This window comes from Bacillus cereus group sp. Sample62 (assembly GCF_036851315.1).
GTDB lineage: Bacteria > Bacillota > Bacilli > Bacillales > Bacillaceae_G > Bacillus_A > Bacillus_A wiedmannii.
The window spans coordinates 1294046-1308473 of the sequence record NZ_JAFLPK010000001.1 but is presented as its reverse complement, the minus strand read 5'-3'; the positions used below and the strand labels follow the sequence as shown (position 1 = coordinate 1308473).

Below are 14428 nucleotides of genomic sequence, written 5' to 3'. Positions count from 1 at the left end.
ACAAAATATTTGATAATTCACTACATAAAAATAAAAAATCCGATTGCATTATCACGTATTCTGTAGCAGCAGTTATGACCGATAATTAGGGAGGAATTACATTTGTACAAAGATAAGACTGACGCATTGGATCAAGAATGGATTGATTTAATACTTGAAGCTTTAGACGCTGGTATCGCTCTGCAAGATATCGAACATTTTTTCCAACGTACGAAACCATCAAGCCAGGCTCAATAGGTTTGTTCTTTTTAGAGAAGTTTATGTTATAATAATGACATCATAAGACGACGACATATTGATAGAAAGGTGCGCAAATATGATTGGAGAACGTATAAAACGCCTGCGTTTACAAAAAGGTATTTCATTAACTGAACTTGCCGAAAAAGCTGGTGTTGCTAAATCTTACATTAGTTCTATAGAACGAAATTTACAAAAAAACCCTTCCATTCAGTTTCTTGAAAAAATCGCAGCAGTTCTACAAATTCCAGTTGATACTTTACTTCATGATGAAATAACAAAGGAAAATCACTTAGACTCCGAATGGACACAACTCGTTAAAGATGCGATGAGCTCAGGTGTCTCCAAAGAACAATTTCGTGAATTTCTTGAATTTACAAAATGGAAGCAAAATCAAAAATAATAATAGAAAGAAGTGCTAACAACCAGCACTTCTTTTTCTTTATAAAAAAAGCGGGGGATACCCGCTTTTTTATTATTTTTCTTCGCCAGCTTCTTGGTTAGCATTGAATGTCCACTCTAAATTCAATGAATCACCTTGGAAGATATTTTGTTCTTTCTCATTATCTACAAATTCAAATTGTACCCACAGATAATCCTCTGTGCCTGCTTCTAATCCACCCTTTTCTCCCCACTCAGGAGCAAAGATGTCTTTAGCTAAAAGATCTGGATCAGCATTTTGTAAATCAGCTAAAGTTGTTTCATATACAGGCTCACTTTGTTTATCCCAGTTCCAAAGGAATTTCACTTTAACGTGCTTACCAAAGTCTTCACCAGCATTATCGCCTTTTGCATCTTTCACAGTATACTTTGTCGCTAGTTTAACGTCTTTAATTGTTAATGAACCGCTATTCTTTAATAAGAACTCTTTCTTAATAGAATCCCCTGGTTTTAAATCTTTAATATCTACAAGCGTTTTAGGGTCTAATGTAAGATCTAACGTCCCAGCTGCAAATGTATTGTTCGATACTTCTTTATCGCTAAAGTAAGCGAATGTTCCTCCACCAATTAAAGATAACCCCAATGCTGCTGATGCAACTCCCATACCTAATTTCTTTTTCAGACTCACAATCAATTCCCCCTAGCTGTTTTTTATATTTTTTCCCCTATATCTTTTCAATAAGGGACATAAAGAAAACTATATTAGCTTAGCTAATATTCGTTCTCTTTTAAAAACCTTAAGTTCATTATAACGAACAACTCTATATAAATACAACATTTTTTTATTAGTATTTTCAGTTATTTTTATTTCTCAATATCATTTTAAATTTTCGGAAAATTGTTGAGAAACAAAGAAAAACGTATTTAATTTTCACTATCTATACTAATTATTATCTTTCACCATCATGCTGCCAACCAGTTTTCTCGTATATGACGTGTATTGTTAAAATAAAGAAGACACACCGAATAGGTGAGTCGCAATGCTCTCTCACCTATTCGGATTTATAACCTCTATTCGCTCTGAAATATTGCTGTATTTACTTGCTATCTTTATTTTTCTGTTCTTCTTGTTTCTTCTTCTCTTCCAGCTTTTTTGCTTCTTCTTGTTTCTTCTCCTCTAGTTTTTTCGCTTCTTCTTGCTTCTTACTCTCTTCTAGTTTTTTCGCTTCTTCTTGCTTCTTACTCTCTTCTAGTTTTTTCGCTTCTTCTTGCTTCTTACTCTCTTCTAGTTTTTTCGCTTCTTCTTGCTTTTTACTCTCTTCTTGCTTTTTCGCTTCTTCTTGTTTCTTAGCCTCACTTACTTGTTTTGCTGTTTCCTCTACTAGTAATTTCTCAAAATCTTGAATTTGTTTATCAATCACCTGTAACTTTACCTCTTTATCAACATACTCACAATTGTCTTTCACTATATGAAAACCAGCATTCACATACGAGAATACTTGCTTATTCGATTCGGTTGTATTACCTTTTAACTCTTCTTGCACTTGATTGTAAGGACCTTCTATTGATACATATACTTTTTGTAACAATTCTCTCTCAGCAACTATTTTCTCACGCCCTTGCTTCCACGTAACAAGCGCCTGTTCTAAATCTTGAGTAGAGGTGACAGTTAATTTTGACTTCATCCCTTCATACTCATGCAAAATAACTTCCTTATGTTGCTTAGCTTGTTCTGTTAATTGATCAACTGTTTTTGGAAAAATACTTGCTGTAGAAATAGTAGCCTCTACTTTCGTTTCATGAATGAAAGCTGCTTCTGTATAAGTCATTATTTGAGAGCCTAAATAAAAAGTAATAGAACACAAACATGGCAAAATAAGCATCTTTTTGAATTTCCGAGGTGGCTTCAGCATTTTAATCTCTCCTATCGAACAATTCGTTCTTTATCAAGAACTATACCTTTATTATAATAAAGGGAATAATAAAATGATATAAAAAATTATTTTTCTTCCTACATTTCACTTTTAGCAGAAAAAGAGACTACCACTTTTGATAGTCTCTTTTTGTCGTCCTTATTATTTTGTTTCACCATCGCCTTGCTGTGCATCAAACGTCCAAGTTAATTGTAACTTATCGCCTTGGAATTCATTTTGATCTTTTTTATTATCAACGAATTCAAATTTCACTTTGAATTTATCAGATTTACCTGCTGAAATACCTTTTTCATCCCAGAACCAAGCAGCTAAATCATTATTTACCGCAGTAAGTGTATCGCCCTTCAATTTATCTAGCGTTGTTTCTTTTACGATTGTTTCATGCTTGTCTACATTTTTTAAGAATGTTACTTTAATATGTTTACCAAAATCATCTTTATTGTCTTTCTTCGTATCTTCTACACTATAGTCTGTTTTTAATAGAACCTTTTTAATATCTAAAGAACCTTTATTTTCTAGTTTAAATTCTTTTTCAACTGTATCACCAGGCTTTAAATTCGATACATTAACAACTGTTGATGGATTTAATAATAAATCAAGCGTACCAGTCGCAAATGTATTATTTGACACTTCTTTATCGCTAAAGAATGCAAATGTTCCTCCACCAACTAATGCTGCTCCTAGTACTGCTGATGCGATACCCATCCCTAATTTTTTCTTTAAAGTCATGTCCAAATCCCCCATAATATATATTTGTTAATTTCCTAGTAGGAAATTATAACTAAGATAACTAGACGGATTGTTCTACTTTTTTCTCTTTCTTTTCTCCGTCGATGCTACGAATAGCGCCAAAAATAGAAATCGCGGAATAGCCAAGTAAAAAGACTCCTGGAATAATAAGAAGTAATGCTGCTCCCGCTTTTGAGCTCGCATAATTCAGTCCATAACCAACGTATGGAACTGTAATATCTGCATACTTTCCGATTACATTCTCTGCAAGTACTGGTGCTAAATCTGGTCCGTTGTTATTATCTCCTTTTGTTTCATACATTACTTTTCCATTTGCATCCTTCACACCGATAATACGGTGAGTGACAATTTTGTCATCTTTCTCTTTAAACGTAATAACATCACCTTTTTTATATTTAGAACCATCTTTTGTTGGCTCTATCGCAATGATTGACCCTGTCAAAAATGTTGGTTCCATCGATCCTGAAAGAACGCTCTTAAATTGATACCCCATCAATGTTGGATCCCCACCACTCGCTTTTGAAGAAATAACTACAAAAGCTAATAAAACCATTACTGCAAATAAAACAAATGAGATAACGTTGCTAATCACCTTCCAAATTAATTTCATCGTTTCTCTCCCTCTCCGTTGTTTTATATTATTTGAAGTATGCAATATTCACTCTTGTTCTTTAACAAGAACACAAGTAAATAATATAACGAACATAACAGAAATGCAATAAGAAAATTTACAATTATTAGTTATTTTTAATGTAAAAAAAGACTGTGACAAAGTCTCTTCACAGCCTTTTAACTAGTAATTTATTTTTCTTCTGATTTCATTCCTGTTGTATTTCGGCGTAGCACTACAAATAAAATAGCTCCAAATAATAGAGCGGCACCTATTCCAATGCTTATTATTTTCACATTTGATTCGTTTACTTCAGGCGTAGCCGTATCTTTTTTAGGCATCGCAAAAGTAACATCTTCTTTAGAAAGAACATTTATCGTCGCAATTGTTTGATTGTTTTTCGTAATATCAACTGCACCAACTACCTCACCACGATGAATTCCTTTATGATACAAAGACTCTTTATCTAATGAAGCCGCACGGAAAATCGTCCTCACATTTTTCCCTTCATCTTTCTTAAGCATAAGCTCTGCACTTTTTTCAAGCTCGCTATCGATATCTTTATTTAAATACGTTGCCTTTTGATGCCAGCTATGTTTATCTAGTACAGTTTGCTTCACAAATTGACCGAAAGAATAGTCCGCCATCTGCTTCAAATCTTCATAAATTTCAGGTCTTTGAGAAGCCATTACTACATTTATAATACGATTGCCATCCTTCTCATTTAATAAAACAAGTGTATTACGCGCTTCATTTGTAAAACCCGTCTTCCCGCCAATGCTATATGGATTTTCAAAATAAGTAGACTTATTAAAAATAGAAACCGTCTGGCTAGATGTCGTAACTGTCGTCCTTTTCGTATTCATCGCTTGTAAAATCTCAGGATACTTTTGTACACCTCTCGTAATCATAGCCATATCAAATGGTGTTGTATAATGATTCGGATCATGCAATCCATTTGGTGTGACAAAATGACTATCTGTAGCACCTAATTGCTTCGCTTTCTCATTCATCATATGAGCGAAATTCTCAACACTTCCACCAATACGCTCCGCAATCGCATACGACACATCATTCGCACTCAGCACCATTAAAATCATAAGCGCAGTATTTCTATTAATCGTCTCACCAGGTTGAAACTCAATTTGATAATTACTCTTCTCTTGATCTAATGCTAATTGTGAAAACGTAAATTGATCCTCTGGCTTCGTATGCTCCATAAGTAAAATTGCTGTTAACACTTTCGTCATACTAGCTGGAAATGCACGATGATGTGCGTTTTTGTCATACAAAACATCTCCAGTTTTCGCATCAATCGCAGTTGCAAACTGACTAAAAACATTTGGTCCTTCCGCAGGTGGTGGTGCCACTTGTTCTGGATTCACTCCAACATTCGTCTCAGCACGTAACGTCATAGGTGTCAAAAAAAATAAACAAATAACGGTAATAAAAGCCAAAATTTTCTTAAAATTTACCATATGAATCTCCCTTTTCACTATACTCTCACAGTTTAAAAACCGAACCTACCAATCCATATGTAATTTGTATTAAATTGGAAGAATATTCACTGTTTTTTACTATATCATACTTTTACGATAAAGAACATAAATATACAATAAAAAATAAGAAGGAATTATTCTTTCTTATCCTTCTCATCAATCAATGAATCTATTAAATTTTGACTAGCTTCCTCGGGTGTAATCTCATCTGTCATCCCCATAAACGACCAACCTTTAGAATCGACCCACTCAACAAACTCTTGTAAAAACTCATCATGTGTAACATCCACATCAAGAATCGAGCCATTAATCGAAATCGTTCTATTTTTAGATACACGCATCTTGAACGTTTTCCTTACCATTACAATAATTCTCCCTCTACTCTTGAATAATTATAAAATAATCTTGTATCTCTGTTATACATGATTTTAAGTAAATTGTAAAAAGGATATATTGGCCAATTGGGATATTGAAAATGGAAACCGCTTATCCTACATACCCCTCGTGCGATATAAAAATGGTCATATTATTCAACAATTAGACCATTTAGATGAATAAGAAATCATGGTTTTTTTGGAAGATATCATGGAAAATAGTATAATTTGAATAAGAGAACTAAGGCAGCTCCATTTAGCTGGACTTTTACGTTGTAAACTTAGAGACTGATGCGGAAATTACTATTTGGTTCCTATTTCTATACATAATATCGCGGGAAAGAAGGTATTGCGGTGAAAAAAACAGAAAATTTTACTGACAAGGCCGATATATATGCAAAATATCGCCCTAGTTATCCTAATGAATATATTGATTATTTGCTTTCGACTAACGAAATAAATAAGAATCAAATTGTGGCCGATATTGGTTCAGGTACGGGGATATTTAGCCGCCAGCTGCTTGAAAGTGGTTTACATGTTATTGGAGTTGAGCCAAATGATGACATGAGAAAACTGGCAGAGCAATCGTTAAGCCAATATTCTCGTTTTCAATCAATAAAAGCAACTGCCGAAAATACCACTTTAAAAGAAAATAGTGTAGATTTAGTAACTGTTGCTCAAGCATTTCATTGGTTTGATAAAGAAGCTTTCAAAATCGAATGCCAACGAATTTTGAAACAAAAGGCAAATGTTGCTCTTGTTTGGAATAGTAGAGATGTAACTAGCCCGATTATTAAAGAGAATGCAGATATTTGCCAGAAAACCTGCCCAAATTTCAAAGGATTTAGCGGTGGAATAGAAGAAACTCCAGAAGTTTTTAAAAGCTTTTTTAAAGATGGAAAGTATGAGTTTAAAGAATATCAAAATGACTTACTTTTTGATTATGAAGGTTTCTTAGGAAGAAATTTATCAGGATCCTATGCTCCGAAAGAAAATGACGAAGAGTATAAAAACTTTATTTCTCTCCTATCAGAGTTATTCGAAAAATACAGTAAGAATGGAAAAATTGTTCTCCCAAACTTAACGCGAAGTTACCTAGGCAATGTTTAAACAGCTGGACATACAGTGAAACTTTAATCAGTGGTGTCTTCCCCCACTGATTATTAGCCCTTACCAATCGGGCACGATCATTGAATAACCCTTAGCTTTATTGTTATATTTTAACCCCGTCCTAAATTCAGAACGGGGTTATGCTTGTTTTAGGTGATGAAATTTAATAGCTTTACTATCTAAAAAAACAATAAACTTACATTTTATCACACCAAATACACTTGACTTTAGTACAATAAAATGGAATATACTGGAATGAATCTTAACATGAGGAGGAACTCCATGGCGCGTTGTACGTATTGTAAAACGAAGTGGAAAGTAAAAGATGTATGGTCGATACTCGTGACATTTGAAAAAGATTGCCCGTATTGTTTTAGGAGGCAGTATCTATCAAAGAAAACATTGAACGCTATGCCAGAACTTTTAAGCTTACCTTTACACTTCTTATTCCCTTTTCTTGTCGATTTAAGTGATGAAGTTCCTTTGGATTGGTACCGAAAAAATAATATAACCGCTTTATTCGAACCCACTCTTCATTACATTCTCTTCTTATATATTCCTTAATACACGACTAGCACGATCCCAAATACTTCCCTTCAAAAGATTACTATAAAAATATTGTAAAATTTCAGTTAATTATATATAATTGCTTTAACATAATGATTAAAAGTGCAAATACATAATCATTTTTGAAGATCCCGTAGCTCAGCAGGGAGAGCGCCACCTTGACAGGGTGGAGGTCGTGAGTTCGAGCCTCTCCGGGGTCATAAAAAAAAGAGAAACCATATCAACCTTCTACGTGATATGGTTTCTCTTTTTTATGTAAGCCAATCACTTCCCGCCAAACATCTTCTCCAAAGACTTCGCATTAGCAAACAATACTTCTTTCAAGTTATCATCTGCAACGATTTTATAGTCGCCATCTTTGTTTTTCTTTAAGTTCAATGTAACTTCGCGAGTTGCCATGATTGCATCTTTATCTGATAAGTGTTTGACGATTGCTGATGTCATCGTTTTTTCAATCGCTTTTTCAGATTGTTCTTTGTCTTCGCTAAAGGCACTAGCGAAGGCCATTGGCATAACTTCTCCCACTGCTTTTGTTACAGCAACAGATAGATCGGCAGATGTAATTTTCACTTTCACTTCTGCTTTGTCATCTTTTTTCGATACTTCTTCTAGCTTTTCAAATTTAAAGTTTTTCGTAATTGCACTCAGCATTGCTTTTGCCTCAGCATCATCTGTTTTTTCATTTAGTTTATTAAATTCCTTGTCATTCTCAACAAATGTACGAGCCTTTTCAACATCACCTTTTTGTATCGCTGTTAAAAATTCTTCTGTCGTATCTTTCGGATTTGCACATCCTGCTAAAACACCTACTGTTAATCCTATTACCATCATTAACAGCAATAATTTCTGTATCTTTTTCACGTTTATTCTCCTCTTATCTTTTCTAGTAAGTCATCACTATATAATAGTATAAAACTGACATTACAAACATTTTTTAGTATAGCATTTATATGATTCATTTTCTATTCATTCCCAAAAGATAAAGAGCCTTGCAGCATTCCTACAAGGCCCTCTTCTATCAATCCGTATCAGTAGCACAAATGATCCACATTTTACACTCCTTACTATCTAAAACCATCCAAGTAACATCCCACGCAACATCGTAAAACCAATCTGTCCAAGGGCGATAGTTTTCGAACACTTTAATATCTTCGTATCGATCTTGGAACATATATTGACATAGATTAACTGCTAATTGTTTTGCGATAACTGGTCGTTCCTTAAACCCTTCATATGCTCCGCCCCACAAAATTTGAGCGGCAATGCTACCATCAAGCATCACTGCCAGATGTTCTTCAAAATGAAACTTATATTTTTCTGATGTATGTATTTTTAACTCTTCTAAGTTATTGATTATGTCTAAAGAGTTGAAGATTCTTCTAAAGAAGTGCTCGTGTCCATCTTTCGAATGTGGTATTTCTTTGAAAAAATTTTCGTTATGTACTTTAAAACAGCTTATAACCGCTCCGCCATTTACGTTTTGTTCCTTGAATGTATGTATGAGTTGCTCAATCGACGAGTCATTTGTTTCTATTTTTTCAAACGTTCCCTCTTTCCATCTCATAACGCCCACTACTCTCTATTAAAAATTTGTTTCTTCATTATAATTAGCAAAATTAAAACTAGCAACTTTAAGACTGCTGGCTTATCTCTTATTCATATTCGAAACAACAATAACAATTGCTCCAAGTACATAATGCCCTGCTACCATCCACATAGTCCGATCAAAGACCATAAGCGATAACCAAAGCGATATATTAATAGCAGCAAATAATACATATAAAATGAAGTCTCTCTTTTGTAGCGCCTCTCGATTCAGCAAAATATAAATCGCACCGATTGGTGGAAGAATGAAGCAAAGGAAAAAATCAAACATTTTTCTTAACGACCATGGATATGAAGTTACTGTCTGCATATGAGTCTCTTTTTCACTTTATAGTACATGTAACAACGGTCTTACTACTCTATATTCATCACTATAAGGCTCCTTTACGATTAAAGGTGAGTGAGGACCTTTTTCTTCTTCAATCATTGTGAATACTTCTATTTTTTCTTGTAATGTGTTGGATTCACTATCTTTAGTAGGCTGTTTGCTTGTTTCAATTTTCTTCGTCACTTCGCCAAGTTTTTGCCCAGCTTCTTCTGCTTTTACAGGTTCATTCGTAACATAGTATTCTTGTTCATCCCATACTAACATAGGTGGTACATGTTCTCGTTTGTTACATATTATATAAGTAATACTAGCTATAAGTAGTAGACTTATCGCTATAAAGAAGATAGTTTTTTTATTCATATACTATTCTCCTTATCTATCATTTTATTAAATTATATAATATCCATTATATGCAGTAAATGGATTTAGTGGGATTTTCAGGGTTTTATACAAAAAGAAAAAACCTTACTCAAGTAAGGTTCATTCTATAGTGACTGATTTATTAAAACGATCATTACGATGATCGCTATAAACATAACGACTAAACAGCCGATCATTTTATAAAAGCCTCTTTTCGTTAACGTCCCACCTTGAACGTCTTTCCGAATAAATAAGAATACGGCTAAAAATAATACAAGTCCAATGCCAAAAGCATACATCATTTGCATATGTTAATCTTCCTTTCTCTCTTCCATCTTAATATCTTTTCGATAAAACAACAAATGAGATAAAAACTGTACTCATCGTAAGTGCCATTAGTATATTCAATAATTCAGTAGCAGATAGTGTAATTATTTTTAAGTTTAAACCGAAAGAGAAAAGAAGATAATATGCCGTTAGCGCAAAAAAGCTGAAGAACATTCCTTTATAACGAATGAGTTTCATTCGCTCATCTTTTTCTTTAAATTGCGGATGTAAGTAACTTAAGCAAAAACACATAATCATCATCGCAAGCAATGTATACGTTGGAGCCGGTGGTGCAGAATGCGTCATTATACCTGTTAATATCATAAATCCACTCATAAATAGAAAAATAATTCCCATGATTACAAAGTACTTTTGTGAATAATTCATCCCTATTCCTCCTCTTCTTTTCCTTCGTAAATAAATACATGTTCTATCGTTGTCTGAAATGTTTTCGCTATTTCAAATGCTAACGGAAGTGACGGATCGTATTTTCCCTTTTCAATTGAAATGATGGTTTGTCTGGAAACTCCAAGTTTCTCAGCCAATTTTTCTTGAGATAGTCCAAATTTTTTTCGGTATTCGACCATTTTATTTTCCAAGGAAATTCCTCCCTCCTCCCTTATATCGAGTATATATGTAAAGTAAACTTTACGTCAAGTTTCCTTTACATATATTTTATTTATTTTTCGTTCTATTTATATAGAAGAAACTTTTCATTTTCAGCACGTCTATTTTGAAATGAAACGCGGAACACTGTAAATAATTGTTACTATATCTCCTCCTCTCTATTTTTAAAATTTAATATCTCCCTATTTGTTTTATCCTTTTAAAATATTTCATCCATCTCTTTATTCCACAAAATGCGTTATTGGTTTTACGGTGTTTTTCGTCATATTTATAGAAACTAACTGTTTATGAAGCATTTTTTATGTTTAGCAACTTTTTTTGTAGAAATCCTTCACTTTCCTTTCAATATTTAACACTATCTAAATAAAGTTTACGATAAATTCATAATTTTTTATTTTTTATACTACATTCCGTTATATTGTTGTATAATATCAATGAAAGCGCTTATTATTTCAATATACATAATTCGAACTCGTTTTTATCGAAACATTCTAATTATTATACTTATATTTACATGCAACAATTTTAGTTATTCGTGTAGGTATACCAAATATATCCACCCCATTTTTCTGTAAAATTACTTTATAACATGAAAGATTAACTTGGGTGATAAGTTATTGTGAATGTTTTTTTACAAAACAGATAAGTAATAGTGTTTGGTATTATGTAAATTATTGTAATAACATAAGAGTAAAGAAAACATTTACATTGATTATTGGTTCATCAATTATTGAAAAGAGCAAAATGCACCTTTTGTATGGAAAAAGGATTATATGCATTGGGAGGTTTAAACAAATGACGAGGAAGAATACAACGACAAACCCTTGGGCCAAGTTCCATGGTCCGAACCTTGGTTATGTTATTGAGCAGTATGATCTTTACGTAACTGGAGCAGGTTCTGTTGATCCGGAATTACAAGAGCTTTTTGAAATTTTTGGAGCTCCTTCGTTTCAAGATGATGTCGTAACAGGGGACAACACAGCAACACATTTTTCTCCTCAAAACACAGGGAACATTGAAAAAATTCTTAAAGTCGTTCAGCTTGTTGAACAGATTCGTTCATTCGGGCATACGTTGGCTCACATCAATCCGATGGAAGATGCTGCTAATGGACAATCTCTTCTTGAGAAAGCAATGAACGAACTAAGCGATGCTGACTTGAAAGCGATTCCAGCAAAAACAGTATGGCAAGATGCACCAGAAGGTATTCACACTGCACTTGATGTAATTCATAGATTAAAAGACGTTTATACAAAATCTTTAGCTTATGAATTTTCTCATATACAAGATAGTGAAGAACGCGCGTGGTTGCATCAAATGGTGGAATCAAATTCATTGCGTCAACCACTATCAAATAAAAAACGAACTGCTCTTTTAAAACGTTTAACAGCTGTTGAAGGTTTCGAGCAATTCTTGCATAAAACATTCGTTGGGCAAAAGCGTTTCTCTATCGAGGGCGTTGATATGCTTGTACCTGTTCTAGATGAAATTGTTCTAGAAGGTGCAAAGGGCGGCGTAGAAGATGTCATGATTGGTATGGCTCACCGCGGTCGTCTAAGCGTACTTGCACACGTATTAGAAAAACCATATAATCACATGTTTGCTGAGTTCAAACATGCAAAAATAGAAGGCGCAGTCGCAAATTCTGGCTGGACTGGCGACGTGAAATACCATTTAGGTAGAGAACAAGTCGTTAGTAACGAAGAAGTTAGCACTCGCGTTACATTAGCAAATAACCCAAGTCACCTTGAGTTCGTTAACCCTGTTGTAGAAGGTTTTGCACGTGCGGCTCAAGAGAATCGTAAAAAATCTGGTCTTCCAGAACAAAATACTTCAAAATCATTCGTAATTTTAGTTCATGGTGATGCTGCATTCCCTGGTCAAGGTATTGTATCTGAAACGTTGAACTTGAGCAGATTGAACGCGTACCAAACAGGCGGAACAATTCATGTTATCGCAAACAATGCAGTTGGCTTTACGACTGATAGCTATGATTCTCGTTCTACGAAATATTCAAGTGACCTTGCAAAAGGTTTCGATATTCCGATTGTTCACGTGAACGCTGATGATCCAGAAGCTTGTCTTGCTGCTGCTAACCTTGCGATTCAATATCGTACATTGTTCAAAAAAGACTTCTTAATCGATTTAATTGGTTACCGCCGCTACGGTCATAACGAAATGGATGACCCAGCAGTTACGCAACCACAAGTGTACAAAAAGATTAAAAACCACCCAACTGTAAGAGCGATTTATGCAGATCAATTACAAGCTGCTGGTGTTCTAAATGCAGATGAGGTTGAAACAATGACTCAGTTTATACAAGAGCAATTAAAATCTGACTATGCACAAGTACCACCAGCTGATACGAGCGCTGCAACAATTCACGTTAAAGTGCCAGATGTTGTTGCAAAAGGCATTCAGCCAATTGATACTGGTGTTGAGATTGACTCACTTCGTGCAATTAATGAAGGTCTACTATCTTGGCCAGAAGGCTTTAACGTATATCCGAAAGTAAAGAAAATTCTTGAACGCCGTAAAGACGCTCTTGAAGAGAACGGTAAAATTGAATGGGCACTTGCTGAGTCATTAGCATTCGCTTCTATTTTACAAGAAGGTACGCCAATTCGTTTAACTGGTCAAGATTCACAGCGTGGTACATTCGCGCACCGTCATATCGTATTACACGATACTGATACAAATGAAACATATTCACCATTACATCGCTTACCAAACATTAATGCGTCCTTCTCTGTTCATAACAGTCCGTTATCAGAAGCTGCTGTTGTTGGTTACGAGTATGGTTATAACGTATTCGCTCCAGAAACTCTTGTTATGTGGGAAGCGCAATATGGTGACTTCTCAAATACTGCGCAAGCATTATTTGATCAATATGTTTCAGCTGGAAGAGCAAAATGGGGTCAAAAATCTGGTTTAGTTCTTCTATTACCGCACGGTTATGAAGGTCAAGGACCAGAGCACTCTAGTGCACGTCCAGAGCGTTTCTTACAGTTAGCTGCTGAGAATAACTGGACAGTTGCAAACTTAACGAGCGCGGCACAATACTTCCATATTTTACGTCGTCAAGCATCTATCTTAGGAACAGAAGCTGTTCGACCATTAGTATTGATGACGCCGAAGAGTTTATTACGTCACCCACTTACGCTTTCAACTGCTAGTCAGTTAAGCGAAGGACGTTTCCAGCCTGCTCTAGAACAAGAAAACCTTGGCATGAAACCAACTAAAGTAAAACGTCTTGTTTTAAGCACAGGTAAAATGGCGATTGACTTAGCAGCAGAAATTGAGTCTGGTAAACATGAGTATAACTTAGATGAAGTTCATGTCGTTCGTATTGAACAGCTGTACCCATTCCCTGCTGAGAAAGTTCAATCTATTATTAAACGCTTTAAAAACTTAGAAGAAATTATTTGGGTTCAAGAAGAACCTCGTAATATGGGCGCATGGCATTACATGGCTCCAATTCTGTTCGAACTTGCTGGAGATAAAGTGAAAACAGGTTATATTGGACGCCCAGATCGCTCTAGCCCATCTGGCGGCGATCCATTCGCTCACAAAGCTGAGCAAGAACTAATTGTTGCACACGCTTTAGATGTGAAGTATAACTTCCGTCAAGATAAACAAGAAATTGAAGTTTTCAGCAACTGAAAGTAACAACGAAGGTTTCTAGCTTGTTCCCCGGACAGATATTCTGCCCGGGGGCA

17 protein-coding genes, 1 tRNA gene and 1 pseudogene are annotated in these 14428 nt (G+C 34.8%); 6 read left to right on the top strand and 13 right to left on the bottom strand.

The window, feature by feature from the left end; genetic code table 11:
- Positions 1-102: 102 nt before the first annotated feature.
- Together J0835_RS06565 and J0835_RS06560 are read left to right on the top strand one after the other, a co-directional pair.
- Positions 103-237: an anti-repressor SinI family protein gene (locus J0835_RS06565; RefSeq protein ID WP_060630024.1), complete on the top strand. Its 135-nt coding sequence runs from the start codon at positions 103-105 to the stop codon at positions 235-237.
- A gap of 79 nt (positions 238-316) precedes the next feature.
- Complete coding sequence (locus tag J0835_RS06560; RefSeq protein WP_087979853.1) at positions 317-640, top strand: helix-turn-helix domain-containing protein; 324 nt, start codon at positions 317-319, stop codon at positions 638-640.
- A gap of 72 nt (positions 641-712) precedes the next feature.
- Here J0835_RS06560 and calY read toward each other — a convergent pair whose 3' ends face one another.
- The 6 genes from calY to J0835_RS06530 form a co-directional block, all read right to left on the bottom strand.
- Positions 713-1306 carry a biofilm matrix protein CalY gene (gene calY / locus J0835_RS06555; RefSeq protein ID WP_087979852.1) on the bottom strand — a complete coding sequence of 198 codons (594 nt, stop codon included), beginning with the start codon at positions 1304-1306 and terminating at the stop codon, positions 713-715.
- A gap of 409 nt (positions 1307-1715) precedes the next feature.
- A complete protein-coding gene (locus J0835_RS06550; protein WP_333728115.1) occupies positions 1716-2531 on the bottom strand; it encodes a DUF4047 domain-containing protein in 816 nt (271 codons plus the stop codon).
- A gap of 162 nt (positions 2532-2693) precedes the next feature.
- Positions 2694-3281, bottom strand: coding sequence for a CalY family protein (locus J0835_RS06545; RefSeq protein ID WP_087979850.1), 588 nt, complete (start codon positions 3279-3281; stop codon positions 2694-2696).
- A 61-nt stretch (positions 3282-3342) separates the two neighbouring features.
- On the bottom strand, positions 3343-3912 hold the full coding sequence (gene sipW, locus J0835_RS06540) for a signal peptidase I SipW (RefSeq protein ID WP_087979849.1): 570 nt from the start codon (positions 3910-3912) through the stop codon (positions 3343-3345).
- A gap of 191 nt (positions 3913-4103) precedes the next feature.
- On the bottom strand, positions 4104-5390 hold the full coding sequence (locus J0835_RS06535) for a D-alanyl-D-alanine carboxypeptidase family protein (RefSeq protein ID WP_087979848.1): 1287 nt from the start codon (positions 5388-5390) through the stop codon (positions 4104-4106).
- Between the two features lie 155 nt (positions 5391-5545).
- Positions 5546-5773, bottom strand: coding sequence for a hypothetical protein (locus J0835_RS06530; protein WP_000251858.1), 228 nt, complete (start codon positions 5771-5773; stop codon positions 5546-5548).
- 366 nt (positions 5774-6139) lie between these two features.
- Here J0835_RS06530 and J0835_RS06525 point away from each other — a divergent pair, with 366 nt between their 5' ends.
- The 3 genes and pseudogenes from J0835_RS06525 (at position 6140) to J0835_RS06515 (ending at position 7662) form a co-directional block, all read left to right on the top strand.
- Positions 6140-6895, top strand: coding sequence for a class I SAM-dependent methyltransferase (locus J0835_RS06525; protein ID WP_087979846.1), 756 nt, complete (start codon positions 6140-6142; stop codon positions 6893-6895).
- A gap of 282 nt (positions 6896-7177) precedes the next feature.
- A pseudogene (locus tag J0835_RS06520) lies at positions 7178-7396 on the top strand (hypothetical protein); the annotation flags it as partial.
- 193 nt (positions 7397-7589) lie between these two features.
- Positions 7590-7662: transfer RNA gene (locus J0835_RS06515), tRNA-Val, on the top strand.
- Between the two features lie 64 nt (positions 7663-7726).
- On the opposite strand, the gene J0835_RS06510 is transcribed toward J0835_RS06515, so the two are convergent.
- From J0835_RS06510 to J0835_RS06480, 7 genes are all read right to left on the bottom strand, one after another.
- Positions 7727-8323 carry a DUF4878 domain-containing protein gene (locus J0835_RS06510; RefSeq protein WP_140386703.1) on the bottom strand — a complete coding sequence of 199 codons (597 nt, stop codon included), beginning with the start codon at positions 8321-8323 and terminating at the stop codon, positions 7727-7729.
- Between the two features lie 157 nt (positions 8324-8480).
- On the bottom strand, positions 8481-9026 hold the full coding sequence (locus tag J0835_RS06505; RefSeq protein WP_140386702.1) for a hypothetical protein: 546 nt from the start codon (positions 9024-9026) through the stop codon (positions 8481-8483).
- An 81-nt stretch (positions 9027-9107) separates the two neighbouring features.
- Entirely contained in the window at positions 9108-9377 is a 270-nt protein-coding gene (locus J0835_RS06500; protein ID WP_140386701.1) for a hypothetical protein, read from the bottom strand.
- An 18-nt stretch (positions 9378-9395) separates the two neighbouring features.
- The gene (locus J0835_RS06495) at positions 9396-9755 is read right to left on the bottom strand and encodes a hypothetical protein (protein ID WP_087979836.1); all 360 of its coding nucleotides are present in this window, start codon (positions 9753-9755) and stop codon (positions 9396-9398) included.
- A 125-nt stretch (positions 9756-9880) separates the two neighbouring features.
- Complete coding sequence (locus J0835_RS06490; protein ID WP_001178300.1) at positions 9881-10063, bottom strand: DUF3976 domain-containing protein; 183 nt, start codon at positions 10061-10063, stop codon at positions 9881-9883.
- A gap of 28 nt (positions 10064-10091) precedes the next feature.
- A complete protein-coding gene (locus J0835_RS06485) occupies positions 10092-10469 on the bottom strand; it encodes a hypothetical protein (RefSeq protein ID WP_002140897.1) in 378 nt (125 codons plus the stop codon).
- A gap of 2 nt (positions 10470-10471) precedes the next feature.
- Positions 10472-10681 carry a helix-turn-helix transcriptional regulator gene (locus J0835_RS06480; protein WP_002202726.1) on the bottom strand — a complete coding sequence of 70 codons (210 nt, stop codon included), beginning with the start codon at positions 10679-10681 and terminating at the stop codon, positions 10472-10474.
- Positions 10682-11504: 823 nt separating this feature from the next.
- On the opposite strand from J0835_RS06480, the gene odhA reads away from it, so the two are divergent.
- Complete coding sequence (gene odhA, locus J0835_RS06475; RefSeq protein WP_087979835.1) at positions 11505-14372, top strand: 2-oxoglutarate dehydrogenase E1 component; 2868 nt, start codon at positions 11505-11507, stop codon at positions 14370-14372.
- Positions 14373-14428: the final 56 nt, after the last annotated feature.